Genomic DNA, 23,720 nt, shown 5'->3' with positions numbered 1-23,720 from the left:
CAGCGACCGGCTCCGGTGCCATCAACTGAGCTCGGTGGGATCGATATCCAGACTCCAGCGCACCTTTTTGGTCTCGGACCAGCCTTCCAGCTCCTTAACCGCCCAGTCCAGCAGCTGGGCCAGCGGGGCCCGGTTCGGCCCCTGCACCAGCAACTGCATGCGGAACTTGCCCGCCTTGCGCTCCATAAAACCGCTGATGGGTCCCAGCACCTGAACGTGGGGATAGCGGGCGCTGCGCAGGGTATCGGCGAGGCGGGCGAGGAACAGCTGCACCTCGTCACGGCCGTTGGCCTCGGCGCGGAACAGCCCCTGATAGCTGAACGGCGGCAGCCCCAGCAGGCGGCGCTCTTTCAACGCCGTATCGGCGAAGTGGCCGTAACCGTTCTGGGTCAGATCCTGCAGCAGGGCATGTTCCGGATGGTGGCTCTGCAGCACTACCAACCCGGGTTTGCTGGCGCGCCCGGCACGACCCGCCACCTGGGTGTAGAGCTGGGCCAGCTTCTCGGCGGCGCGAAAATCGGCGCTGAACAGGGCGCCATCCACATCCAGCAGCCCCACCAAGGTCACATCCGGGAAGTGGTGGCCCTTGGCCAGCATCTGGGTGCCAATCAGGATCTTGTACTTGCCCGCCTTGATGTCGCCGAGATGGGCCTCCAATTCCCCCTTGCGGCGGGTGTTGTCCCGATCGATGCGTACTACGGGATATTGCGGGAAAACCTTAGTGAGCAACTGCTCCAACTGCTCGGTGCCCACCCCGGAGCCGATGAGCTCGTTGCTGCCACACTCGGGGCAGTGGTGGGGCAGCGGGCGCACGCTGTCACAGTGGTGGCAGTGCAGCCGTCGTCCAGCCTGATGCCAGGTGTACCAGGCATCACAGCGCTCGCAGGCGGCGCTCCAGCCACACTGGTGGCAGATAAGAGCCGGGGCATAGCCACGGCGGTTGAGAAACAGCATCACCTGATTGCCCGCCGCCAGATGCTCCGCCATCAGCTGCTCCAACTGGGGGGAGAGCCCGGCCTGCAACCGCACGTTCTTGATATCCAGGATCACCTGACGGGCGGTCTGGGCATTGCCGGCACGGCGAGTCAGTGTAAGGTGGTGATACTTGCCGGTGCGGGCGTTGTGCAATGTCTCCAGGGACGGGGTGGCCGAGCCAAGCAAGATCGGAATACCGGCACGATGGGCCCGCATCACCGCCAGATCCCGCGCGTGGTAGCGAAAACCGTCCTGCTGCTTGAAGGAGCCGTCGTGCTCCTCGTCGATGATAATGATGCCGAGGTTGTGAAACGGGGTGAACACCGCGGAGCGGGTGCCGATCAGGATGGCGGCACCGCCGTCACGGCAGGCGAGCCAGGCGTCGAGCCGCTCCCTGTCGTTCATGGCCGAGTTCATCGCTACCACAGGCACGTTGAAGCGGCGCCGGAAGCGGTTGATGGTCTGCGGGGTGAGACCGATCTCCGGCACCATCACCAGCGCCTGCTTGCCCGCCTTGAGCAAGGGCTCGAGGATGCTTAAATACACCTCGGTTTTGCCGGAGCCTGTGATGCCATCCAGCAGGAAGGCACCGAACTTGTCGCTCTGACTGGTAACGGCAGAGACGGCCAGCGCCTGTTCGCCGTTGAGGCGCAGCCCCTCCCCCGGCTCAAAGCGGGCGGCCCAGTCGCCGTCATGGCTCGGCTCCAGCGAGCGTTTCTCCAGTAGCCCCTTCTTCTCCAGCGCGGTGAGAGCGGCGCTCTGGATCTCCTCCTGCTTGAGGGCGGAGGGGGTCTGCGGCCCCTTGCGCAGCAGGGCGAGCGCTTGCTGCTGCTTGGCCGCCCGCTTGAGTTCGTTGAGATCGATGGCCATGCCGGCATCGGTGGCAAACCAGAACTCCAGCTCCCGATAGGCGGCAGGCTCCCCCTTGCGCACCAGCACCGGCAGGGCGTGGGGCAGCACTTCCCCCAGCGGATGCTGGTAGTAGCTGGCGCTCCAGTTCATCAGCGCCAAAATATCCGGCCCCAGCACCGGAGCCGTGTCTAATACCCGTTTGATGGGCTTGAGCTTGTTGCGGGGCACCTGGCTGTCAGCCGGATGATCCACCACCAGCCCGACCAAGGTCTGGGGACCGAAAGGGATCTCGACCCGGCAACCGGGGGCAGGTAACGGCAGGGGAGAGAGATAGTCGAAGTGACGGCGTAACGGTACCGGGACAGCGACACGAACCAGATCCAGCGTTTGGGAAGAATTCACCAGGGGTTGCCTATTTTTTCTGCGAAGCCACTTGCCTGATCTCAGGCATTTCCTATATTATTCGCAGCCTTTGAAACTGTGTTCAACAATCGTGTGGTGTCCGACAAGAGATCGGATGGCGACACGGCCTATTAATTGAGGTTGTCCATGAAAGCTGGTATCCATCCTGACTACGTAGCCATCACCGCCAAGTGCTCTTGCGGTAACGTCATCAACACTTTCTCTACCATCGGTAAAGATCTGAACCTGGACGTGTGCTCCGAGTGCCACCCGTTCTACACCGGCAAGCAGAAAGAAGTTTCTAGCGGCGGCCGCGTAGACAAGTTCAACAAGCGTTTCGGTGCGATGACCACCAAGAAGTAATTTTACTTCTGAAGAATTCTGAAAAAGGCGCCCATCGGGCGCCTTTTTTACGATCCCTGTTTTTCATCCTTCATGTTCCCGCAGCCAGACGCACTCTCCCCTACTGGCCAAATCCTTTGGAACGACGCAAATAGACATACCCCTCACCCGGGCTGCCCCAGCGCGGACTCCCTGCGTTGTCATAGGCACGATCCAGCAATCTGACGCTGTCGGGGCCAATCCAGATATGCTGCACCAGCGTCGTGGCACCGCCAAAATCGGTGGAGCAGTGGCCCACCCGGGTGTGACCGGCATATTCGCCGGAGGGGGTGCGTGTCAGCCAGATCTCGCAACCGTGACGCAAGGAGAGCTGCTGCGGGGTCAGACTGTCGAGCAAGGCGGGATCATGCCAGGCACCGGCAAAATCGGTAGCCCGAGGCATGGTCAGCTCTGCCATCAGGATCCGCCCGTCAGGGGCGGGTGAGAAGCGATAGATGCGCTGGCGGAAGGGACGGACGGAGCGCAGACTCAGGTACTGCTCGGCATAGACCCAGCGATAGCCCTGATAGCCAGGCCAGATCTCCATCAGGCGCAGCTCAGCACTGGTAAAGCGGCTGTCGTAACTGGCCTGCTCCCGGCTCGTAAATGCCCCATTGAACCAGCTGAGTAGCGGCTCCATGCGGGGCTTTAGTGGGGTAGCCTGAGGCGCCGAACCTGCCAACACCAGACAGGAACAGAGCAGCCCGAATACGGCCACCAGCAACTTTGCCATCGAATCCTTCCGAATCATCATAGTGGCGGCGATTATATGAGCGAATTACCCCAATAACAGCCATTACGATCAAATCATTGCCACTCTGGTGCAAAAACCTCACAAGGATGCCAGTCTGCTCACTAAACCCGATATTTTGCCACCGCCTTGTTGAGCAGCTGGGCCTGCTCGTTGAGGCCCTCGCTGGATCTCGCATTTTCCTCCGCCATGATGCTCGACTCCTGGGCGATGTCGCGGATGTTGTTGACGTTGCGGTTCACCTCGTTGGCCACCAGACTCTGCTGTTCGATGGCGGCGGCAATCTGGGTGCTCATATCCATGATGTGGGTAACATCCTGAGTGATCTGCCCCAGCAACTCCCCTGCGGTACTGGCCTGATCCGAGCTGCGGTTGCCCTGCTCGCGGCAGGTCGCCATCACCTCGACGATGCTGCCGGTCTGTTTCTGTAGGGAGCTGATGATGCCGGCGATCTCCTGGGTCGATTTCTGGGTACGGATGGCCAGATTGCGCACCTCATCGGCCACCACCGCAAAACCACGTCCCTGATCCCCTGCCCTGGCTGCTTCGATGGCTGCGTTGAGGGCCAGCAGGTTGGTCTGCTCGGCAATGCCGCGGATCACGTCGAGCACGGAGCCGATGGTCTCGCTCTCTTTTTGCAGCTGGCTCACCTCGCGAGATGAGCTCTCCAGATTGCCCGCCAGCGAGCGGATCTGCTCGACAGTATTCTCGACCGCAGCCCGCCCCTCCATCGCCTTGTTGTTGGTCGCCTGTGCATTGTTGGCCGCCTGCTCGGTGTTGCGGGCGATCTCTTCGATGGTGGAGCCCATCTCGGTGGACGCGGTCGCCACCATATCGGTCTCCTGCAGCTGGCGCGCCGCCCCTTCACTGGTGCGTTTGACGTTGGCCGAAAGGTGATCCGCCGCTTCGGTCAGGGTGTGCACGCTATGCTTCACATCGCCAATCAGGTTACGAAACCCGCCCAGCATCACGTCGAGATTGCCTGCCAGCTGGGCCATTTCATCTGCCCCGCGCAGATCTATCTTCAGGCGCAGGTCATTATCCTTACGAATGCGGTTGACGGTATCATTCACCTGAGTAATGGGACGGTCGATGCTGCGCCCCAGCAACACGCTCATGATGCCGATCAGCACCACAATCACCCCGCCACAGACCAGCATCAGGCTGTTGAGGCGAGCGCTCTGCCGCTCCAGTTCAGCGACAATGTGCTGATCGACGGCAGCAAATCCCTGTTCGGTCTGATGCACCAGATCCCGCATCTGGTTGCGCAGCCCCTCATCCTCTTTCAGCCCCAGTACCTGCATCCCCTGCACCAGCGCCACAAAGTCCTGCCGGTACTGCTTGCTGGCCTGCTCCAACTTGCCGCGATCCGCCTCCGGCAAAGTGGCAAGACTATCCTGAAAACTCTTGTGCAAGGTTTCGAAACGCTCCAGATACTGGATATCGGAGCGCAGCATGAAGTCTTTCTCCGCCCGTCTCAGCTGCAACATGGTGATGAGCAGCCCCTGCTGATCCAGCTGCTTGAGCCCATTCTCCACCTCATGCACCGCCGCCCGCAGCTTGCCATAGAGCCCCTCCTCCGGCCCCAGACCAATCTTCTGCTGCTGAGCCACCAGATCGTTGAAGGCTTTGCCATAACCGCTGATCTGCTGATCCAGTCTGGTCAGCTCCCCCTCGACGGCAGCCAGATTGTCATCGGTCACCAGCTCCCGATTGTGCTGGTGAAAGTCTGACAGCCCCTGATTGAAGCGCTCGACGAAGGTCATATCCTTACGGATCAGAAAATCCTTCTCGGCCCGCCGCAGGTTGAGCATGGCGATCTCCAGCTGGTCGATATTGCGCTGGGCTTCGGTCAGGTGACGGTGCACCTGGCTGGAGTAGATAAACAGGCCGCTCAGTACCAGCATGGCAACGGCAACCAGCACGGTATTCAGGATCAACTTATGACGGATAAGCACGATGGACCTCTCGCAAACTGGCAGTGAACTGCATTGAGCTTATGCAGAAAAGCGGCGACAGGTGATCTGTGCAAGGAATATTCATTGAAATGCCACACCCACTCCTTATACTGGTTGCACCTGTTTCCAGCCGTGGATTTGACACTATGGAATACAATACTTCTGAACTGTGCGACATCTATCAGGACATGGTGGATGTGCTTGAACCCATGCTCTGCTCCTTCGGCGGCCGCGCCTCTTTCGGCGGCGTCATCACCACCGTCAAATGCTTCGAATCGAATGGTCTTATCCGTGAACTCGTCAAAGAGAATGGGCTGGGACGCGTCTTGCTGATCGATGGCGGTGGCTCCATGCGCCGAGCTCTGATCGACAGCGACATCGCCACCACGGCGGCCGAGAACGATTGGGAAGGGATTGTCTGCTACGGCTGCGTCCGCGAAGTCGATATTCTGGAAGATCTGGACATCGGCATTCAGGCACTGGCAGCCATTCCGGTCGGTGCCGACAGCAAGGATGTAGGGGAGACCGATCTGCCGGTCAACTTCGGTGGCGTGACCTTCCTGCCTGACGACCACCTCTACGCCGATACCACAGGGGTGATCCTCTCCCCCGAGGCACTCGATATCGAGTAAGCCATAGACAGCGTGACGACGGGAGCCTTGGCTCCCGTTTTTTATGTCTGCAACTTGCTGAAAAATGAAAAAAAAGAGGGCCAGATAAACTGGCCCTTAACTGGAAGCAATGTGAGCAATGTCGTGCCTTCACAAGAAGTCCATCACGTTGGAACGAATGAAGTCTTTCCCGGAAAACAAGTTAACAATAATCATTCTCATTTAACTGGGCAAGTGCTATTTGCAGAAAGTGCAAAAAAATTGACCACCGCGAAGGGTGGTCAATCTGTTCAGGCTTGCCGGGTGGCTGTTTGCAGGCTGGATAATCCGGCCTCGCCCACCAGCTTGCGGCTGAGGTAGCGCAACAAGACACCGTAGAGCGGCACGAACAAACCAAGGCTTATCAGCAACTTGAATACGTAATCGACGGTTGCGATCTCGACCCAGTGCTCTGCCATGAAAGGATCTGTGGTGCGCCAGAAGGCCACACTGAAGAAAGCGATGGTATCGACCAGATTACCAAACAGGGTGGAGGCCGCTGGCGCAATCCACCACTGCTTGAGCAGACGCAGGCGGTTGAACACCACCACATCCATGAACTGCCCTACCAGATAGGCCATAAAGCTGGCCAGTGCGATACGCGCCACGAACAGGTTGAATTCGGCCAGATGACCAACACCTTGGAAGCTCCCTTCGAAGAAGAGCACGGAGAGCGCATAGGAGACCGCCAGTGCTGGCAACATCACGGTCTGGATAATCTTGCGCGCCAGACCGGCACCGAAGATCCGCACCGTCAGGTCAGTGGCGAGGAAGATAAACGGGAAGCTGAACGCACCCCAGGTAGTGTGGAAGCCAAACACGGTGATCGGCAGCTGCACCAGATAGTTGCTGCTGGCAATGATCAGAATGTGGAACAACGATAGGCGAAAGAGCGCCGTTTGGTACTGCGCAGGGGTCAGATTCATCTTGTGACCTTTTTGGTTAATGGGGTTAGGGAACCCATATCGCCACCATTGGCGATAATTGAGGGGCGAGATTATACGCCCCCAAACCGATAGTTCAATCTTTATGCGATTAGTCTCATCCAAGTTGGCCAGCGGCAGAACAGGCCTTGTGGGCGATAGTCACGCCTTGTGCTGTCTGGCGAGCCAGAGCAGCGCCTCCCGATCCGCCGGGCGCACCGCCTCCAGCCAGCAGCCGCTGTAGTGTTCATACTCCAGCCGAAACTGGCTCCCTTCAAACACCAGCAACCAGCTATGGCGGTCGGCCCCCGCATCCTGCTCGAGCGGCTGCAGCTCCCACTCTCGCAGCAAGGCCTGCGCCAACAGCGGGAACGTGTCCCAGTCGAGTGCCGGACAATCCAGCGTCACCACGCCAGCTTCGCTATCTACCTGTTTGATTTGCCAACTCATTCCCTGTCTCTCAGCTGCTGCAGGAGAGCTCACCACCGCAATACCATGCCGGAGTCGGGGTGGCGAGATCCTCATATTCGGGTTGTTCATCATAGGGGCGCTGCAAGGCGGCGAACAGCCGCTCGAAAGGCCGCATATCCCCTGCGTCGGCGGCGTCTATCACCTGCTGGGCCAGCGCATTGCGCAGCACATACTTGGGGTTGATGGCATCCATCTGCACCTTGCGCACGGCATCCTCGCTGCCTTCGAGCATCAGCCGCGCCCGATAGCGCTCCAGCCACGCCTGCCAACCCAGTGGTTCAGGCAACAGGGACAGCAGAGATGCAGGCCACGCCCCCTCTTGCGTCACCTCACCGAGACGGCGAAGGAACAGGTGGTAATCCACTTTGTTAGCCGCCAGCAACCGGAACAACTCACGGAACAACGCCGGGTCATCCTCCTCCCACATCGCCAACCCGAGTTTGGCCCGCATCAGTTCGGAGTAGTGCAGCATCAGCTGCTGTTCGTACTGGGCCAACGCAGCAGCCAGCGCATCACCGTCTACATGGCCAGCCAGCGCCTGCGCCAGCTTTTGCAGATTCCAATAACCGACCGCGGGCTGCTGATCCAGCGCGTAGCGGCCCGCAGGGTCCGAGTGGTTGCAGACAAAATCGGGCACGTAGGCATCGATAAAGCCGTATGGCCCGTAATCCAGCGTCAGGCCGAGCAGCGACATGTTGTCGGTGTTCATCACCCCGTGACAGAACCCCGCCGCCTGCCATTTGGCAATCAACCGCGCGGTGCGGCGCACCACTTCGGTAAACAGTTCGGCACCACTCTCCTGTTCGGGGAAGTGGTGGCGCAGCAGATAGTCGATGAGTGGCGGGATCTTCTCCCCCTGCCCGCTCCAGGCGAAATACTCGATATGACCGAAGCGCAGATGGCTGGGGGCGGTGCGCAGCACAGTCGCCCCTGTCTCAACCTGCTCGCGATAAACGGGCTCCTGACTCCCCACCAATACCAGCGCCCGGGTGGTCGGGATGCCGAGAGCATGGAGCGCCTCGGAGGCGAGATACTCGCGGATGCTGGAGCGCAGCACGGCGCGGCCGTCGCCAAAGCGGGAAAACGGCGTCTTTCCTGCCCCCTTCAGGTGCAGATCCCAGCGCTGACCATCCGGCGCCAGCTGCTCACCCAGCAACAACGCGCGACCATCCCCAAGCCGCGGGCTATAACCCCCGAACTGATGGCCGGCATAGACCTGCGCTACCGGCTGCATACCGGGCAGTACTTTTCCCTCGCCACAACAGGCGATCCAGTCAGCCTCGCTGACGCCTCCCAATCCCAGCTCATCCAGCAAAGCCCGGTTGAGATGAAGCAACCGGGGCTGCTGCAGCGGCTGGGGGGCCACGGGTTCACAGGCCCAGGGCAACTCGGTCGCAAAAGTGTTGATCAACTTCATGGTTGTACCATTCGTCCCTGCGTATGCTCGTGTCACTCTTTATACTGCCGTCAGCCATGCTTGCGCTAACTGGCGACCATCATTTTTCAATTCAAGGAGAAGAAGATGCAAAAATGGGTATATGCCCTGCCCTTGCTGGCACTGGCGTGGGGTCATCAGGCCAAGGCTGCCGATATTGAAGCCGGCAAGGCCAAGGCGGCGGTCTGTGCGGCCTGCCACGGGGTGGAAGGCAAGGCGATGATCCCCAACTATCCCCATCTGGCGGGTCAGAATGCAGCCTATCTGGTGAAACAGTTGAAAGCGTTCAAGGATGGCACTCGCAAAGAGCCCTTGATGGACCCCTTCATGGCGCCCCTGACCGATGCGGATATCGACAATCTGGCCGCCTTCTACGCCAGCCTGAAATAACCTCGCGTCTGACCCCAGGTTCTTCCGAGCCGCGCTTACCGTGGTCGATTAGGCTGCCTAATCGACCCTAACGACGGCAGTAGTCGATGATCAGATCCATAAAGGCTTCGCCAAAGCGCTCCAGCTTGCGGTGCCCGACACCGTTGATAGCCAGCATCTCGTCTTCGGTCATCGGCATCAGCTGAGCCATCTCCACCAGGGTCGCATCGTTGAACACCACGTAAGGCGGCACCTCTTCGTCCTCGGCAATCTGCTTGCGCAGGCCGCGCAACTCCTTGAACAGCCGTTTGTCGTAGTTGGCGTTGTCGAGCAGGCCATTGCGCTTCTCCTTGCGGCTGGAGATGGGCTGCAAGCGGGGCACCGCCAGTTCCAGCTTCACCTCGCCACGCAGCACGGGGCGGGCCGCCTCGGTCAACTGCAACACCAGATTGCGGGTGATGTTCTGGGTCAGCAGCCCCTTGTGGATCAGTTGGCGGATCACACTCATCCAGTATTCGTGGCTCTGATCCTTGCCGATGCCGTAGGTCGAGAGCTTGTCGTGGCCGTGATCCTTGATACGCTGGTTGAGGGAACCGCGCAGCACTTCCACTACATAACCCACCCCGAAATTCTGCCCCACCCGCCAGACGCAGGAGAGCGCCTTCTGGGCATCTTCAGTACCGTCATAGCTCTTGGGCGGATCGAGACAGATATCGCAGTTGCCGCACGGCTTGTCGTTGTACTCGCCAAAGTAGTTGAGCAGCACCTGACGGCGGCAGGTCTGCGCCTCAGCAAAGGCCGCCATCACGTTGAGCTTGTACTGCTCCACCTGCAACTGCTGGGGATTCTCGATGTTGTCGAGCAGGCGGCGCACCCGACCGATGTCGGCAGGATCGTAGAGCAGCAGCGCCTCTGCGGGGGTACCATCGCGCCCGGCGCGACCGGTCTCCTGATAGTAGGATTCGATGTTCTTCGGAATGTCGTAGTGCACCACGAAGCGCACATTGGGCTTGTCGATGCCCATACCGAACGCCACCGTCGCCACCACGATCTCGATGTCATCCTTGAGGAAAGCATCCTGCGTCTGCTGGCGCTGCTCAAGCGGCAGCCCCGCATGATAGGGCGCCGCCTTGCAGCCGTGGCGGGATAGCCGCTCGGCCACCTCCTCCACCCGGTTGCGGCTGGAGCAGTAGACGATGCCGCAGTTGCCCTTCTGGCTCTGCACGTAGCGCAGCAGCTGCTCAGCCGCCTTGAACTTCTCCACCAGGCTGTAGCGGATATTGGGGCGATCGAAGCTGGCGGTGTGGATGAAGGGATCGTTCAGCTCTAGGCGGTGCAGCATGTCGCTGCGGGTCGCCTCGTCGGCGGTGGCAGTCAGCGCCACCACAGGCACCTGCGGGAACCACTGTTTGAGCCGCCCCAGCGCCGCATACTCAGGCCGGAAATCGTGGCCCCACTGGGAGACACAGTGCGCCTCGTCGATGGCGAACAGCCCGAGCGGCAGCTCGGCTAGCCGATCCATAAACTCGTGCTGCAACAGTCGCTCGGGGGAGACATAGACCAGCTTGATCTCGCCACGACGCATGGCGGCGAAGTTCTGGATCATCTCCTCCCGACTCAGGGCCGAGTTGATGTAGACCGCCGCTACGCCGTTGGCGCGCAGGCTGTCGACCTGATCCTTCATCAGCGAAATAAGGGGAGAGACCACCACCCCGAGCCCTGGCCGCAGCAGTGCCGGGATCTGATAGCAGAGCGACTTGCCGCCACCGGTGGGCTTGAGCACCAGCGCATCGCGCCCCGCGACGATCTGCTCGATGATTTCGAGCTGACCCGGCCGAAACTGCTGATAGCCGAAGACCGCCTGCAGCAGGGCAAGCGGACTCTCTGGCTGAGGATCTGGCAGGGTTTCGGCAATCGCGGTCATGGGCTCTCCTTTGGGGTCGCCATTCTAAAGCAGCCGCCGCCCACAATAAACCTGCCATTGCGACTGTTAAGGAACTGTTGCAGACTGGCTGGAGTTTTTACTCGGCTTTGATGACAAGGATTGGGATCAGAGAATGAAACAGATGCTCAAGAAGATGGCGCTCAGTGGCATTGCCAACCTGTTTGCCGAGAAGATGCCTTTCAACAAACTGATCGGCATGCAGGTGACCCACTACGACTTCGACAAGGTGGAACTGCGCATCAAGATGGACGACAAGCTGATCGGCAACCCCTTCCACAACATCCTTCACGGCGGTGTCACCGCCACGCTGCTGGATGTGGCGGGCGGCATGATCGTCGCCGCCTCCTGCATCGACGAGCTGGAGGAGTTCTCCCCCAGCTATCTCAAGGAGCGCTTCGCCCGCCTCGGCACCATAGATCTACGGGTGGACTACCTGCGCCCGGGGCGCGGCAACGAGTTTATCGCCACCGCCCACATCATCCGGGCTGGCAGCAAGGTGGCCGTCGCCCGGATGGAGCTGCACAACGAAGAAGGCACCCACATCGCCTTCGGCACTGGTACCTATCTGGTGGGTTGAACCAAATTAGTGCATAAAAACCACGCGGCTAATCCAATTTTAATCATTAGATTCCTTACCCCCTCTGGCCGAACAAGGTCCATACTGATAGTCGGGATTGTGTGCAGAGGGAGGATTGCAGGCGATGAGTGCGAAACTGGCCATCAAACCATCCAGAGCCTTGTTGACACAGCTCGAGTCCATGCTCGACGAGGTGCAGACACCCGAGTGTCGCCACTGGTTGGAACAGGAGCTTGAGGGGTATTCTCTCTCCTCACCCCTGCCTTGGTATCGCATCGTTCCCTGTCGGCAACGCGGTCACTTTCTGGATCTGAAAACGGGAAAATATTTGACCTGTCACATCAACAGTCAAACGCTATGCCAACGCGATCTGGCCCAAATTCAGTTCATTTATGCCCGTGAACCCGCCGCCCACTATTTGCTGCAACGCAATTCCGGTATTGAACCCTGGCCAGAGCAGCTGCTGGAAGATTATCAGGAGCAGTTGATCCCCGGCCATTTATGCCTGCAAGCCTGGCATGAGCCCGTGATTTCATTACGTGCACAACTGATGGAGGGAATAGAACATTTCATTAGTGAGTACCCCAAGCACGCGGCCTTGCTGCCTCAACACAGTTTCAAGGCTTTGCGGCATCAGCACTGGCATATCTGAGTAAGCGCCTGGCGCGCAAGGAGGGCACCATAGACAAGACCCGTAGCGAGATTGCCACAATCTAGAGTGCCGGAGTCAGGATCAGACTCCACCGATGGGCCACCGAGCGGTGGCCCTTTTAATGTCTGTGGTCTTGCTTCGACCCTGCATACTGCAAGTCAGATCACTTGGCCAGGTAACAGGTCAGCAGCTAAAGAAAATCGGGAAAACAGGAAGGATAAATGCAAAAAGGCCGCTCTATTGAGCGGCCTTTTCAAATTTGGTCGGTGTGAGAGGATTCGAACCTCCGACCCCTTCGTCCCGAACGAAGTGCGCTACCAAGCTGCGCTACACACCGATGTCTGCGGGACGGGAATTTACCGAAAGCCCAGACCCGACACAAGCCTTTTTTGCGTTTGGCAGGAAAAAAAGTGCCATTTGCTCAACTATTCAGCACTCTTGTCATCCGCTTACTGGGCTGCAGCCAGCTGGTGACATTCCGGTAACCGGCCGTCAGGCCAGGCGCAGGGATGCCGGCCCCAATAGACGGCGCTGCCAGTCAGCCACAGTGCCATGCTCCAGCCAGTCGGCTGCATGCTGGCGCCAGTTGGGGGAGAGAGCAGGATTCTCCAGCAGCATCAGCAGATCCGCTTCATTGCGCACCTGATTGAACAGGATATCCGCCGTGCGCTTCACCGTCAGTTCGGGATAGTGTCTGTCTGCCAGCTCCATGGCCGACTCCGGCGACACCATCCCCTCCTCCAGCACCCGCAGCAGCCAGCCACAACGGCCATTCAGTTGCATCACCTGCGACATCTGGCCATAGCCAAAGCGCTGGTTGAGTTTGAAACAGGGGGATCTCGGCTGGCTGATCTGGATCAGCGCCTCGCCGAGTCGATAGACATCGCCAATGCAGGCTTGCACCTCGGTCAGCCCGATACCGGAGAGGTTCTCGCCAAAGGCGGCAGGTTGCCAGGGTGTACGTGGCGCAGGCAAGCCCAGCGCGGTTTGCCAGGTCTGCCACCAGAGATAGTGATCGGCAGGATAGTAGTGGAGCGCCCGATCCGGGCCACCGTGGTGGCGCAGGTCACACTGCTCATCCCCTTCCAGACCGGCAAAGGTACAGCGAACTGGTGCAGAGATCGGTTGCTTGTGAATGGCGCTGGTGAGGCCGGGCACCAGCTCGGTGCCACGACCGCTAAAAAGGGAGATCCGCATACTCATCCTCCAGGTTGACGAGAGTAGGCGGATCTTATCATGGCGTCAGACCACGGCCTGCATCTGGGTGGTCATGGCTATCTCGGCGCGACGGCGCTTCTCCGCCCTGGCCATCAGATACCAGCTGCCGAAGGTAAAGAGCGATACCGACAGCAGGATCAGGCTGGCCACCGCGTTGATCTCGGGTTTCACCCCGAGCCGTACCGCCGAGAAGACCTCCATCGGCAAGGTGGTCGAGCCCGGGCCGGAGACGAAGCTCGCCAGCACCAGATCATCCAGCGACAGGGCGAACGACATCATGCCGCCTGCCGCCAGCGAGGGGGCGATCATCGGGATAGTGATCAGGAAGAACACCTTCCACGGCTTGGCGCCGAGATCCATTGCCGCCTCCTCGATGGAGAGATCCAGCTCCCGCAACCGCGCCGACACCACGATCGCCACGTAGGCGGTACAGAAGGTGGTGTGGGCGATCCAGATGGTCAGCATGCCCCGCTCGGCGGGCCAGCCCACCAGCTGGGCCATCGCCACGAATAGCAGCAGCAGCGACAGACCGGTGATCACCTCGGGCATCACTAGCGGCGCCGTCACCATGCCACCGAACAGGGTGCGACCACGGAAGTGGGGAATTCGGGTCAGCACGAAGGCTGCCACCGTCCCCAGCGCCACCGCGGCGATCGCGGTGTAGAAGGCGATCTCCAGCGAACGGAACACAGACCCAATCAGCTGCTTGTTGTCGAGCAGGCCGAAATACCACTTCAGCGACCAACCGCCCCACACCGTCACCAGCTTGGAGGCGTTGAAGGAGTAGATCACCATGATGATCATGGGCAGGTAGATAAACAGCAGCCCCAGCCAGAGCATCAGTTTGGCAAAACCGAAACGTCTCATCATGCCTTGCCCTCCAGCTCTTTGGCCTGGTTACGGTTGAAGAGGATGATCGGAATGATCAGCACCGCCAGCATCACCACCGCCAGCGCAGAGGCGACCGGCCAGTCGCGGTTGTTGAAGAACTCCTGCCACAGCACCTTACCGATCATCAGGGTCTCCGGGCCACCCAGCATTTCCGGAATAACGAACTCCCCCACAACCGGAATAAACACCAGCATGCAGCCGGCGATAATGCCGTTTTTGGAGAGCGGTACCGTGATCTGCCAGAAACGGGTCAGGTTGCGGGCCCCCAGGTCGGAGGCCGCCTCCAGCAGGCTCTGGTCATGCTTGACCAGATTGGCGTAGAGCGGCAGCACCATGAAGGGCAGGTAGGAGTAAACGATGCCGATATAGACCGCCAGGTTGGTGTTTAGGATCTGCAGCGGTTCGTCGATCACCCCGATCCCCAGCAAGACGCTGTTGAGCAGGCCGTTGTTGCTGAGGATCCCCATCCACGCATAGACCCGGATCAGAATGGCGGTCCAGGTCGGCATCATGATCAGCAGCAGCAGAACGGTCTGGGTCTCCTTGTTAGCCCGGGCGATGGAGTAGGCCATCGGATAGCCAATCAGCAGGCAGAGCAAAGTGCTGACGAAGGCCATCTTGAGGGAGCCCAGATAGGCCGCGATATAGAGCTCATCCTCCTGCAGCAGCAGGTAGTTGCCCATATTGAGCAGGATGGTGAGCTGATTGTCGGCCCAGCTCACCACGTCGGTGTAGGGCGGGATCGCCACATCCGCTTCCGCAAAACTGATCTTCACCACGATGACGAAGGGCAGCAGGAAGAAGAGGAACAGCCAGAAGAAGGGGATGCCAATCACCAGTCGGCGCCCCCCGACCCGCTTCAGTCGTTGCAAGAACTTCATGATTGCAGCACCACGCCGCTGTCATCTTCCCAGTAGAGGAACACCTGGTCATCCCAGGTTGGCCGCTTGCCGTGGCGTTCGGCATTGGCGATGAAAGCCTGAACGATTTTGCCCGAGGGCAGCTGGATGTGATAAACCGAGTGACCGCCCAGATAAGCGATGTCATAGACCTCACCCTTGGTCCAGTTGAAGTCCGGGTGCTCGATCTCCTCCGGCTTTTGCAGACTCATCAGCAGTTTTTCCGGCCGCAGGGCATAGGTCACCTTCTTGTTCTCGGCGCGGGAGCTGATGCCGTGGCCCACATAGATGGGCTGCTCCAGGTCGGCGCAGGCGATGGTGGCGTGGTCCTGCTCATCCTCCACCAGCAGGCCGTCAAACAGGTTGACGTTGCCGATAAATTCGCACACCAGCCGACTGGCCGGAGTCTCGTAGATATCCATCGGGCTGCCGATCTGCTCGATGCAACCGAGGTGCATGATGGCGATCCGCTCCGCCATGGTCATGGCCTCTTCCTGATCGTGAGTCACCATGACACAGGTCACCCCGACCCGCTCGATGATCTCAACCAGCTCCAGCTGCATCTTGGAACGCAGCTTCTTGTCGAGCGCCCCCATGGGTTCATCCAGCAGCAACAGTTTGGGACGCTTGGCTAGCGAGCGAGCCAACGCCACCCGCTGGCGCTGGCCACCGGAGAGCTGATGCGGTTTGCGGCGGGCATACTGGGTCATCTGCACCAGCTTGAGCATCTCCTCCACCCGGGCATCGATCTCGGCCTTGGGCAGGCCATCCTGCTTGAGGCCAAAGGCGATGTTCTGGGCCACCGTCATATGGGGGAACAGGGCGTAGGACTGGAACATCATGTTGATGGGGCGTTCATAGGGGGGCATGTCGGTGATGTCGACCCCGTCGAGGAACAGCCGCCCCTCGGTCGGGCGCTCGAAACCGGCCAGCATCCGCAGCAGGGTCGATTTGCCGGAACCGGACCCGCCGAGCAGGGCGAAAATCTCCCCCTTGTGAATATTGAGAGATACGTTATCGACCGCCAGCGTTTCGTCGAACTGCTTGCTTACCCGATCAATTTTCACCAGCACTTCTTTGCGCTGCTGACTGCCCTCGAGGGCTTTCTTGTAGGCACTGGAGGCTATCGCCATTACCAAACTCCCCAACGTGATACCGGCCTTGCGGCCGATCCATAAAAGCGATTTGGCGCCCCCGAACGGGCACCAAGGTTAGGTACCGGACTTGATCTTGGTCCAACTCCGGGTGATTAGACGCTGTACCGAGCGGGGATGTGCTTCCTGCACATAGAGTCGCTCCAGCACGGCCTGAGGGGGATAAACCTCCTCGTTGTTGCGCACCGCCTCATCCATAAACTCGCCCGCCCTTGAGTTGGGATTTGCGTAGCCCACATAGTCGCTGACCTTGGCGATCACTTCGGGCTGCAGGACGTAGTTGATGAGAGCGTGCGCCTCTTTGACGTTGGTGGCATCGGACGGGATCGCCATCATGTCGAACCAGAGATTGCCCCCCTCTTTCGGAATGCTGTAGGCAATTTTCACCCCCTTGCCAGCTTCATCGGCGCGGGCAGCGGCTTGCAGGATGTCGCCGGAAAAACCGGCCGCCACGCAGATGTCGCCATTGGCGAGATCGCCGATGTATTTGGAGGAGTGGAAGTAGGCCACATAGGGCCGCACCTTGAGCAGCAGCGCCTCGGCCTGCTTGATATCCCCCGTCGCATGACTGTTGGGATCGAGCCCGAGGTAGTTGAGGGCAGCAGGGATCATCTCGTCGGCAGAGTCGAGGAAGGCGACGCCGCAGCGAGAGAGTTTCGCCATGTTTTCCGGTTCGAAGATGGTGGCCCAGGAGTCAATCTTGTCGACCCCCAGCACCGCCTTGATTTTGTCGACGTTGTAGCCGATGCCGTTGGTCCCCCACAGATAGGGCACCGCGTACTGATGACCCGGATCCACCTTGTCGAGCTGCTTGAGCAGCACGGGATCCAGGTTGGCCAGATTGGGCAGCAGGGATTTATCCAGTTTCTGGAAGGCTCCCGCCTTGATCTGCTTGGCCAGGAAATTATTGGAGGGCACCACCAAATCGTAACCAGTCCGCCCCGTCAGCAACTTGCCTTCCAGGGTCTCGTTGGAGTCAAACACGTCATAGACGGTCTTGATCCCGGTCGCCTGCTGGAAATCGCTGAGGGTAGTCTCGCCGATATAGTCAGACCAGTTGTAGAAGTGCAGCACAGGGGCAGCCTGGGCCACATTCGCCAATCCCATGGTCAGGGCTATGGTTAGCAATCTGGTTGTATTCACGGTGTCAGTTCTCCTGTTCAGTGGTTGACCGTCTGCGCATCCATTCGCGCGGCCCATCCGGATGGATGGCATCACTACCCTCCCGGCCGAACTGCGGACCGGGAGGGGCACTCGTTACTTACTTGCCGGACTTGATCTTGGTCCAGCTGCGGGTCATCAGCCGCTGCACCTTGGCCGGCAGATCCGGGAAGGTGTAGATCTTCTGCAGGGTTGCCGCATCGGGGTAGATACCCGGATCGGTGCGGATCGCCTCATCCACCAGCGGGGTCGCCGCCTTGTTGCCGTTCGGGAACTGCACCACGTTGGTGATGTTGGCGATCACCTCGGGCTTCATCAGATAGTTGATGAAGGTGTGGGCCGCCTCGACGTTCTTGGCATCCGCCGGAATGGCGATCATGTCAAAGAAGCTGCCTGCCCCCTCTTTCGGAATGGTGTAGGTGAGCGCGACGCCATTCTTGGCCTCGGCTGCCCGCGCCTTGGACTGCTGCAAGTCACCGGAGTAACCGACCGCTACGCAGAGGTTGCCGTTGGCCAGATCCGAGATGTACTTGGAGGAGTGGAAATAGGCGGTATAGGGACGGATGGAGAGGAACAGCTCCTCAGCCTTCTTCAGTTCGGCCGGTTTCTGGCTATCCGGTTTGAAGCCCAGATATTGCAGGGCAGCCGGCAGCATTTCGGTCGGTGAATCGAGGAAGGAGACGCCACACTCTTTCAACTTGGCCATGTTCTCCGGCTTGAACACCAGATCCCAGGAGTTGACCGGGGCATCGGCCCCCAGCACGGCTTTCACCTTCTCGGCGTTGTAGGCATAGCCGATGGTGCCCCACAGATAGGGGATGGAGTACTGGTTGCCCGGATCGCTCGGCTCGAGCGCCTTGAGCAGGTCGACATCCATGTTTTGCCAGTTGGAGAGCTTGGACTTGTCCAGTTTCTGGAACACGCCCGCCTTGATCTGCTTGGCCAGGAAGGGGTTGGATGGCACCACGATGTCGTAGCCCGAGCTACCCGCCAGCAACTTGGCTTCCAGTACCTCGTTACTGTCGAACACGTCATAGACCACCTTGATCCCCGTCTCCTTCTGGAAGTTATCCAGGGTATCCGGCGCTATGTAGTCGCTCCAGTTGTAGACGTGCAGCACCTTCTCTTCAGCCATTGCTCCGGCACTTGCCATGACCAGAGCCACAGAGGCAGCGATCACTCCTGTTTTGAAAGACATCATCCTTGTCTCCTAAGCAAATTGTATGCGCATGCCAACCTGCCCGACCCACCTCAACCCTTCAGCTTTGCGGCTGTCAGATCCAGACTGCGCCTGGCCAGATCGACCAATTCATCAACCTGTTCCTCGGTGATGACCAAGGGGGGCGATATGATCATGGTATCGCCTACCGCCCTCATCACCAAGCCATTGTTAAAGCAGAACTCCCGGCAAGTCATCCCCGCATTTGCCTGAGCTGGAAAACGCCGGTTGGTCTGCTTGTCCTCAACGATTTCCAGCGCGGCGACCAATCCTTTGCCTCGGGTTTCTCCCACCAGCGGATGATCGGCCAGCTCCGCCCAGCGGCGCTGCAAATAGGGGCCGATAGTATCATGCACTCGCTTAACTATGCTCTCTTTCTGCATAAGCTGGATATTGGCCACCGCCACGGCGCAAGAGACCGGATGGCCCGAGTAGGTGAAGCCGTGGTTGAACTCGCCCCCCTCCTCCACCAGCCCCTTGGCAACCCGGTCACTGACCATCACTGCGCCGAGCGGCAGATAACCAGAGGTGATCCCCTTGGCCAGACACATCAGGTCCGGCTTGATGCCAAACCCTTCGCTGGCAAACCACTGACCGGTACGGCCAAAGCCGCAGATCACCTCGTCGGCGATCAGCAGGATGCCGTAGTGATCGCAGATGCGCTGGATCTCCGGCCAGTAGCTGTCGGGCGGAATGATGACGCCGCCCGCCCCCTGGATCGGCTCGCCGATAAAAGCAGCCACCTTGTCCACCCCCAGCTCCAGAATCTTCTGCTCCAGCTGACGGGCCCGCTCCAGCCCGAACTCGTGGGCACTCATCCCCTGCCCCTCACCGAAGTGGTAGGGCTGATCGATGTGCACTATGCCGGGAATGGGCAGACCACCCTGGGCATGCATCCCCTTCATGCCGCCCAGACTCGCCCCTGCCACGGTGGAGCCGTGATAGGCGTTGTGGCGGCTGATGATCACCTGTTTGTCAGGCTGACCCTTGCTGGCCCAGTAGTGGCGCACCATCCGCAGCACAGTGTCGTTGCACTCGGAGCCGGAGCCGGTGAAGAAGACGTGGTTGAGATGGGCAGGCGTCACCTCGGCCAGCAGGGTCGCCAGCTCGATCACCGGCGGGTGAGCGGTCTGGAAGAAGAGGTTGTAGTAGGGCAACTGCTGCATCTGACGGGTAGCGGCATCCACCAGCTCCTGGCGGCCATAGCCCATATTGACGCACCACAGGCCCGCCATGCCGTCGAGAATGCGTTTGCCGTCGGAGTCTTCCAGATAGACGCCGCTGGCTTTGGTAATGATGCGCGAGCCCTTCTTGTTCAGGGCCTGAAAATCGGTAAAGGGGTGCAGGTGGTGGCTGGCATCCAGTTGTTGCCACTCACGGGTTGTCTGCTGCATTTGTTGCTCCTCGGTTCCTTCGATTTAGCAATATTCAGTCGTCAAATAGTCAGGTGGGTAGTCAGGCGGGCTTGCATGCTCGCAGCCACAACCACTCACAGGTGGCTGCCGCCACCTGACTCGCGTTCCGGTCTCTTCGATACAGGGATCGGGGAGACCGACTCCGGCCTCCCCGTTACAGGGGGATCAAACGTTCAGCAGCAGGAACTCCCGCTCCCAGCGACTGATCACCCCGAAGTAGGTCTCGTACTCTTTACGTTTGACCGCGACAAAGGCGCGAGTGAAGCGCTCACCCAGCATCTCCTTGATGGGCTCGCACTGTTCGAGATGGCTGAGCGCCTCTTCCAGCGAGCGGGGCAGGCTGTAGGGCAGGTCATAGGCGCTCGACTTCATCTCCGGCAGCGGCTCCAGCTTCTCCATCATGCCGAGATAGCCACAGGCTAGAGTGGCGGCCAGCGCCAGATAGGGGTTGGCATCGGCACCGGCGAAGCGGTTCTCCACCCGCCGCGCGCTCGGGTCGGAGAAGGGCACCCGCAGGCCGCAGGTGCGGTTCTCGACCCCCCACTGGACGTTGCGCGGCGCGCTCTCGCCAAAGGTGAGGCGGCGGTAGGAGTTGACGTTGGGGGCCAGCAGGGCAGTCACCGCCGGGGTGTATTTCTGCAGACCGGCGATGAAGTGCATGAACTGTTCGCTGTTGCCGCCGTTCGGAGTGCCGAACAGGTTGTGGCCGTTCACATCTTCCAGACTCTGGTGGATGTGCATGGCCGACCCCGGTTCGTCACTCATCGGCTTGGCCATGAAGGTGGCATAGATGCCGTGGCGGTGTGCAGCCTCACGCATGGTGCGCTTGAACAGGAACACCTGATCCGCCAGATCGATGGCATCCCCGTGCAGGAAGTTGATCTCCATCTGGGCGGCGCCGGACTCGTGGATCAGGGTGTCCACCTCCAGCTCCTGCGCCTCGCAGTAGTCATACATGTCTTCAAAAATGGGGTCGAACTCGTTGACCGCATCGATACTGAACGACTGGCGGGCGGTCTCAGGGCGGCCGTTGCGACCGACCGGCGGCACCAGCGGATAGTCGGGGTCTTCGTTGCGGGTGACCAGATAGAATTCCAGCTCGGGCGCCACTACCGGCTTCCAGCCCTGCTTCTCATAAAATGACAGAACCCGACGCAGCACGGAGCGCGGCGCTATGTCGATCAGCTTGCCGTTGACGTCGAAACAGTCGTGGATCACCTGTGCAGTGGGCTCCAGCGCCCAGGGGACAAAACGGATGGTGTTGGGGTCGGGATAGAGCTGCATGTCCCGCTCCAGCGGGTCGATCATGCTGTCGTCATCCGGATATTCGCCGGTCACCGTCTGGGTGAAAATCACCTCGGGCAGACGCATGCCCCCTTCGCGCAAAAACTTGTTGGCTGGGATGATCTTGCCCCGGGCGTTGCCGGTGAAATCCGGGAACAGGCACTCCACTTCCGTGATGCGATTGCTCTCCATCCAGCCTTTGATACTGTCCATGTTAAACCCCGACTTTACGGTTGCCATTGGCAAGGGTGTCTAATATATGGAACACCCTTGTTATAAAATTGTAATCAACATCACCATAAAGCCCGCCATCAAGGGCAATGTCAAGCGGGCGTGTTTAAAAAACTATAAATAACGGCGTATATAATGACCAAGGCGGCACCAAATACTAAACACTCAAATCCGTACGAAGCCCACCCTTCTCATCGTTGCAAAGGCGATGCCAACAGAGGGTGAAGCAGGCGCCAGATCCCGACCAATCCCCCGCAGGAACGGACCATTTTTTTGCAAGGGCGCACAATCCTTATCCTATTTGCTTTGCTTGGCTGCATTTTTTTGGTACAAGGCCCGCCCTGATTTGCACTCTCTTGCATGAAACAGGTGCAAATCGGGATACAAGGGCTTGGTCTGTAGGCAGACAGCCCCCATAAACAGGGATAATTGGGTTAGTAAACTGACTGGTAGTTAATCGTATGTGTGATTTCATGACTGAAGACCAACTGGCCTTTTACAAGGGGCAGATCGAGCGACAGATCGTCGAGCTCGAAGAGCGCCTGAACTCCCAGGCCAGCCAGGCCATCGCCACCGACACCAACGAGATGGCTGATGAAATTGACCGTGCCAGTATCGAGGAAGCCCGCCGTCTGGAGCTGAACCGCATCGAGCACGACAAGCTGCACCTGCGCAAGCTGCGGGGCGCATTGAAGCGCATCAGCGAAGGGGATTTTGGTTACTGCGAATCTTGCGGTGACGAGATCTCCCTCAAGCGGCTGCATGCCCGTCCGGAATCCCGTTTCTGCGTCGAATGCCAGAGCACCAAGGAATTTAACGATACCCACGTGTTCCGTCGCGTCGCCTGATTCTTCGAAGAACCGTCACCATTCTGGTGCAACAGACGCCAGCAAGACAGGGCCCCGCGCTCAAACCTTGCACAACGCCTCGCAGCAAGATGGTGACAAGTTCTGTTAGACTCCGGACACCTTCCGGAATCTACAGGAGAACAGAGAGTGAAATGGCTCATCAAGCTGTGTTTGTGCCTGCCACTGCTGGCACAAGCACAGGTTCTGACGGTCAAGGTCCCCAGCCGTCCCGTCAACAATCTTGACCAGGAGTACCAGTACAAGCTGCTGGAACTGGCCCTGACCCGCTCCGGGCAACCCTTTCGCATCCAGCCTGTCGAACTCGACCTCAACCAGTTCACCCTCCAGCAGCAGCTGAGCAAGGGCAAGACCATCAACGTCTTCTGGATGGGCACCTCCAGCGAGCTCGAATCCTCCCTGATTGCCGTCCCCATTCCGCTGTTTCGCGGGCTGGAAGGATTGCGACTGTCCTTCATCCACGCAGATGCCCAAGAGAAGTTCAACCAGATCAATACCCTGGCCGACCTCAAACAGCTGAAGGCGGCGCAAGGGGTCGGTTGGGCCGATAACAAAATTCTGGAAAATGCGGGTATCCCGACCTTCTCCGGCCGATACAGCAGCCTGTTTCGCCTTATCAACGACGGCGACAAGATCGACTTCTTCCCGCGCGCCCTGGTGGAGATCTTCGCCGAGCGCAGCGAGCTGGTGGCGCAGTATCCCAACCTCGCCATCGAGCAGCATCTGCTGATCCACTACCCCTTCGCCCAGTTCTTCTTCGTCAGCCCCGAATACCCCAAGCTGGCCAAGGCGATTCAGACTGGGCTGGAGCGGGCCTATGCCGATGGCAGCTTTATGAAGTTCTTCAATGACAACCCCAAGATCCGCGAAGCGCTCGCCAGCGCCAACCTCGATCAGCGGGTCACCATCGCCCTGCCCAATCCGGATATGACCCCGTTGCTAAAATCCATTCCGGCCCAATATTGGGAGTACCCACCGCAGGGATAATCATCCCGAGCGCCTGACCATGAGGGTCGGGCAGCGAGAATACAGTGCGCCAGG

22 protein-coding genes and 1 tRNA gene are annotated in these 23,720 nt (G+C 59.4%); 7 read left to right on the top strand and 16 right to left on the bottom strand.

Annotated features, from left to right (window positions below; all coding sequences use genetic code 11):
* Positions 1-21: 21 nt before the first annotated feature.
* On the bottom strand, positions 22-2,229 hold the full coding sequence (gene priA, locus LRL22_RS17160; RefSeq protein ID WP_270905943.1) for a primosomal protein N': 2,208 nt from the start codon (positions 2,227-2,229) through the stop codon (positions 22-24).
* A 147-nt stretch (positions 2,230-2,376) separates the two neighbouring features.
* On the opposite strand from priA, the gene rpmE reads away from it, so the two are divergent.
* Positions 2,377-2,592 carry a 50S ribosomal protein L31 gene (gene rpmE / locus LRL22_RS17155; protein WP_005340673.1) on the top strand — a complete coding sequence of 72 codons (216 nt, stop codon included), beginning with the start codon at positions 2,377-2,379 and terminating at the stop codon, positions 2,590-2,592.
* A 100-nt stretch (positions 2,593-2,692) separates the two neighbouring features.
* On the opposite strand, the gene LRL22_RS17150 is transcribed toward rpmE, so the two are convergent.
* Both LRL22_RS17150 and LRL22_RS17145 read right to left on the bottom strand, forming a co-directional pair.
* The gene (locus LRL22_RS17150; RefSeq protein WP_270905942.1) at positions 2,693-3,343 is read right to left on the bottom strand and encodes a chromophore lyase CpcT/CpeT; all 651 of its coding nucleotides are present in this window, start codon (positions 3,341-3,343) and stop codon (positions 2,693-2,695) included.
* 122 nt (positions 3,344-3,465) lie between these two features.
* Entirely contained in the window at positions 3,466-5,319 is a 1,854-nt protein-coding gene (locus tag LRL22_RS17145) for a methyl-accepting chemotaxis protein (RefSeq protein ID WP_270905941.1), read from the bottom strand.
* A 146-nt stretch (positions 5,320-5,465) separates the two neighbouring features.
* On the opposite strand from LRL22_RS17145, the gene rraA reads away from it, so the two are divergent.
* A complete protein-coding gene (gene rraA / locus LRL22_RS17140; protein WP_005340678.1) occupies positions 5,466-5,951 on the top strand; it encodes a ribonuclease E activity regulator RraA in 486 nt (161 codons plus the stop codon).
* Positions 5,952-6,220: 269 nt separating this feature from the next.
* Here the strand turns inward: rraA and LRL22_RS17135 are convergent, their stop codons facing one another.
* From LRL22_RS17135 to LRL22_RS17125, 3 genes are all read right to left on the bottom strand, one after another.
* The gene (locus tag LRL22_RS17135) at positions 6,221-6,895 is read right to left on the bottom strand and encodes a 7-cyano-7-deazaguanine/7-aminomethyl-7-deazaguanine transporter (RefSeq protein ID WP_139746996.1); all 675 of its coding nucleotides are present in this window, start codon (positions 6,893-6,895) and stop codon (positions 6,221-6,223) included.
* Positions 6,896-7,054: 159 nt separating this feature from the next.
* Complete coding sequence (locus LRL22_RS17130) at positions 7,055-7,342, bottom strand: DUF3630 family protein (RefSeq protein WP_005355452.1); 288 nt, start codon at positions 7,340-7,342, stop codon at positions 7,055-7,057.
* A 10-nt stretch (positions 7,343-7,352) separates the two neighbouring features.
* Positions 7,353-8,780 (bottom strand): protein adenylyltransferase SelO, encoded by a 1,428-nt coding sequence (locus LRL22_RS17125; protein ID WP_270905940.1) that lies wholly within the window; start codon positions 8,778-8,780, stop codon positions 7,353-7,355.
* Between the two features lie 105 nt (positions 8,781-8,885).
* On the opposite strand from LRL22_RS17125, the gene LRL22_RS17120 reads away from it, so the two are divergent.
* A complete protein-coding gene (locus tag LRL22_RS17120) occupies positions 8,886-9,188 on the top strand; it encodes a c-type cytochrome (RefSeq protein ID WP_005340687.1) in 303 nt (100 codons plus the stop codon).
* A gap of 67 nt (positions 9,189-9,255) precedes the next feature.
* On the opposite strand, the gene recQ is transcribed toward LRL22_RS17120, so the two are convergent.
* Positions 9,256-11,091 carry an ATP-dependent DNA helicase RecQ gene (gene recQ / locus LRL22_RS17115; protein WP_042081697.1) on the bottom strand — a complete coding sequence of 612 codons (1,836 nt, stop codon included), beginning with the start codon at positions 11,089-11,091 and terminating at the stop codon, positions 9,256-9,258.
* A gap of 133 nt (positions 11,092-11,224) precedes the next feature.
* Here recQ and LRL22_RS17110 point away from each other — a divergent pair, with 133 nt between their 5' ends.
* Both LRL22_RS17110 and LRL22_RS17105 read left to right on the top strand, forming a co-directional pair.
* Positions 11,225-11,689, top strand: a complete 465-nt coding sequence (locus LRL22_RS17110; RefSeq protein ID WP_042054246.1) for a thioesterase family protein — start codon at positions 11,225-11,227, stop codon at positions 11,687-11,689.
* Between the two features lie 124 nt (positions 11,690-11,813).
* Positions 11,814-12,341 (top strand): AbiTii domain-containing protein, encoded by a 528-nt coding sequence (locus tag LRL22_RS17105; protein WP_005356927.1) that lies wholly within the window; start codon positions 11,814-11,816, stop codon positions 12,339-12,341.
* Between the two features lie 260 nt (positions 12,342-12,601).
* Here LRL22_RS17105 and LRL22_RS17100 read toward each other — a convergent pair.
* The 9 genes from LRL22_RS17100 to LRL22_RS17060 form a co-directional block, all read right to left on the bottom strand.
* Positions 12,602-12,678, bottom strand: a tRNA-Pro gene (locus LRL22_RS17100).
* 155 nt (positions 12,679-12,833) lie between these two features.
* Positions 12,834-13,538 carry an MOSC domain-containing protein gene (locus LRL22_RS17095; RefSeq protein ID WP_270905939.1) on the bottom strand — a complete coding sequence of 235 codons (705 nt, stop codon included), beginning with the start codon at positions 13,536-13,538 and terminating at the stop codon, positions 12,834-12,836.
* A 45-nt stretch (positions 13,539-13,583) separates the two neighbouring features.
* Complete coding sequence (locus LRL22_RS17090) at positions 13,584-14,429, bottom strand: ABC transporter permease subunit (protein ID WP_005340701.1); 846 nt, start codon at positions 14,427-14,429, stop codon at positions 13,584-13,586.
* Positions 14,426-15,331 (bottom strand): ABC transporter permease subunit, encoded by a 906-nt coding sequence (locus LRL22_RS17085; RefSeq protein ID WP_005340703.1) that lies wholly within the window; start codon positions 15,329-15,331, stop codon positions 14,426-14,428. Before LRL22_RS17085 ends, LRL22_RS17090 begins: the two co-directional genes overlap by 4 nt.
* A complete protein-coding gene (potA, locus tag LRL22_RS17080) occupies positions 15,328-16,482 on the bottom strand; it encodes a polyamine ABC transporter ATP-binding protein (protein WP_005340704.1) in 1,155 nt (384 codons plus the stop codon). The genes LRL22_RS17085 and potA overlap by 4 nt, the downstream gene beginning before the upstream one ends.
* Before the next feature lie 78 nt (positions 16,483-16,560).
* Positions 16,561-17,646, bottom strand: coding sequence for a polyamine ABC transporter substrate-binding protein (locus tag LRL22_RS17075; RefSeq protein WP_005355476.1), 1,086 nt, complete (start codon positions 17,644-17,646; stop codon positions 16,561-16,563).
* 118 nt (positions 17,647-17,764) lie between these two features.
* Entirely contained in the window at positions 17,765-18,862 is a 1,098-nt protein-coding gene (locus LRL22_RS17070) for an extracellular solute-binding protein (protein WP_005340709.1), read from the bottom strand.
* 53 nt (positions 18,863-18,915) lie between these two features.
* Positions 18,916-20,277 (bottom strand): aspartate aminotransferase family protein, encoded by a 1,362-nt coding sequence (locus LRL22_RS17065; protein ID WP_270905938.1) that lies wholly within the window; start codon positions 20,275-20,277, stop codon positions 18,916-18,918.
* A 186-nt stretch (positions 20,278-20,463) separates the two neighbouring features.
* Positions 20,464-21,795: a glutamine synthetase family protein gene (locus LRL22_RS17060; RefSeq protein ID WP_013723370.1), complete on the bottom strand. Its 1,332-nt coding sequence runs from the start codon at positions 21,793-21,795 to the stop codon at positions 20,464-20,466.
* 479 nt (positions 21,796-22,274) lie between these two features.
* Here LRL22_RS17060 and LRL22_RS17055 point away from each other — a divergent pair, with 479 nt between their 5' ends.
* Positions 22,275-22,661 (top strand): TraR/DksA family transcriptional regulator, encoded by a 387-nt coding sequence (locus LRL22_RS17055; protein WP_005356952.1) that lies wholly within the window; start codon positions 22,275-22,277, stop codon positions 22,659-22,661.
* A gap of 147 nt (positions 22,662-22,808) precedes the next feature.
* Positions 22,809-23,666 carry a hypothetical protein gene (locus LRL22_RS17050; protein ID WP_203119872.1) on the top strand — a complete coding sequence of 286 codons (858 nt, stop codon included), beginning with the start codon at positions 22,809-22,811 and terminating at the stop codon, positions 23,664-23,666.
* The last annotated feature ends 54 nt before the right edge of the window (positions 23,667-23,720 follow it).

Source organism: Aeromonas sp. PI_26, assembly GCF_027854445.1.
GTDB classification, from domain to species: Bacteria; Pseudomonadota; Gammaproteobacteria; order Enterobacterales; family Aeromonadaceae; genus Aeromonas; species Aeromonas veronii.
Note: the sequence above shows the minus strand (reverse complement) of the source record. Positions and strands in the feature narration are given on the sequence as shown.

Coding starts and splice junctions, on each gene's coding strand:
- rpmE (WP_005340673.1), top strand. CDS start 2,377: ATGAAAGCTGGTATCCATCCTGACTACGTAGCCATCACCGCCAAGTGC.
- LRL22_RS17150 (WP_270905942.1), bottom strand. CDS start 3,343: ATGGCAAAGTTGCTGGTGGCCGTATTCGGGCTGCTCTGTTCCTGTCTG.
- rraA (WP_005340678.1), top strand. CDS start 5,466: ATGGAATACAATACTTCTGAACTGTGCGACATCTATCAGGACATGGTG.
- LRL22_RS17135 (WP_139746996.1), bottom strand. CDS start 6,895: ATGAATCTGACCCCTGCGCAGTACCAAACGGCGCTCTTTCGCCTATCG.
- LRL22_RS17130 (WP_005355452.1), bottom strand. CDS start 7,342: ATGAGTTGGCAAATCAAACAGGTAGATAGCGAAGCTGGCGTGGTGACG.
- LRL22_RS17125 (WP_270905940.1), bottom strand. CDS start 8,780: ATGAAGTTGATCAACACTTTTGCGACCGAGTTGCCCTGGGCCTGTGAA.
- LRL22_RS17120 (WP_005340687.1), top strand. CDS start 8,886: ATGCAAAAATGGGTATATGCCCTGCCCTTGCTGGCACTGGCGTGGGGT.
- recQ (WP_042081697.1), bottom strand. CDS start 11,091: ATGACCGCGATTGCCGAAACCCTGCCAGATCCTCAGCCAGAGAGTCCG.
- LRL22_RS17110 (WP_042054246.1), top strand. CDS start 11,225: ATGAAACAGATGCTCAAGAAGATGGCGCTCAGTGGCATTGCCAACCTG.
- LRL22_RS17105 (WP_005356927.1), top strand. CDS start 11,814: ATGAGTGCGAAACTGGCCATCAAACCATCCAGAGCCTTGTTGACACAG.
- LRL22_RS17095 (WP_270905939.1), bottom strand. CDS start 13,538: ATGCGGATCTCCCTTTTTAGCGGTCGTGGCACCGAGCTGGTGCCCGGC.
- LRL22_RS17090 (WP_005340701.1), bottom strand. CDS start 14,429: ATGATGAGACGTTTCGGTTTTGCCAAACTGATGCTCTGGCTGGGGCTG.
- LRL22_RS17085 (WP_005340703.1), bottom strand. CDS start 15,331: ATGAAGTTCTTGCAACGACTGAAGCGGGTCGGGGGGCGCCGACTGGTG.
- potA (WP_005340704.1), bottom strand. CDS start 16,482: ATGGCGATAGCCTCCAGTGCCTACAAGAAAGCCCTCGAGGGCAGTCAG.
- LRL22_RS17070 (WP_005340709.1), bottom strand. CDS start 18,862: ATGTCTTTCAAAACAGGAGTGATCGCTGCCTCTGTGGCTCTGGTCATG.
- LRL22_RS17065 (WP_270905938.1), bottom strand. CDS start 20,277: ATGCAGCAGACAACCCGTGAGTGGCAACAACTGGATGCCAGCCACCAC.
- LRL22_RS17060 (WP_013723370.1), bottom strand. CDS start 21,795: ATGGACAGTATCAAAGGCTGGATGGAGAGCAATCGCATCACGGAAGTG.
- LRL22_RS17055 (WP_005356952.1), top strand. CDS start 22,275: ATGTGTGATTTCATGACTGAAGACCAACTGGCCTTTTACAAGGGGCAG.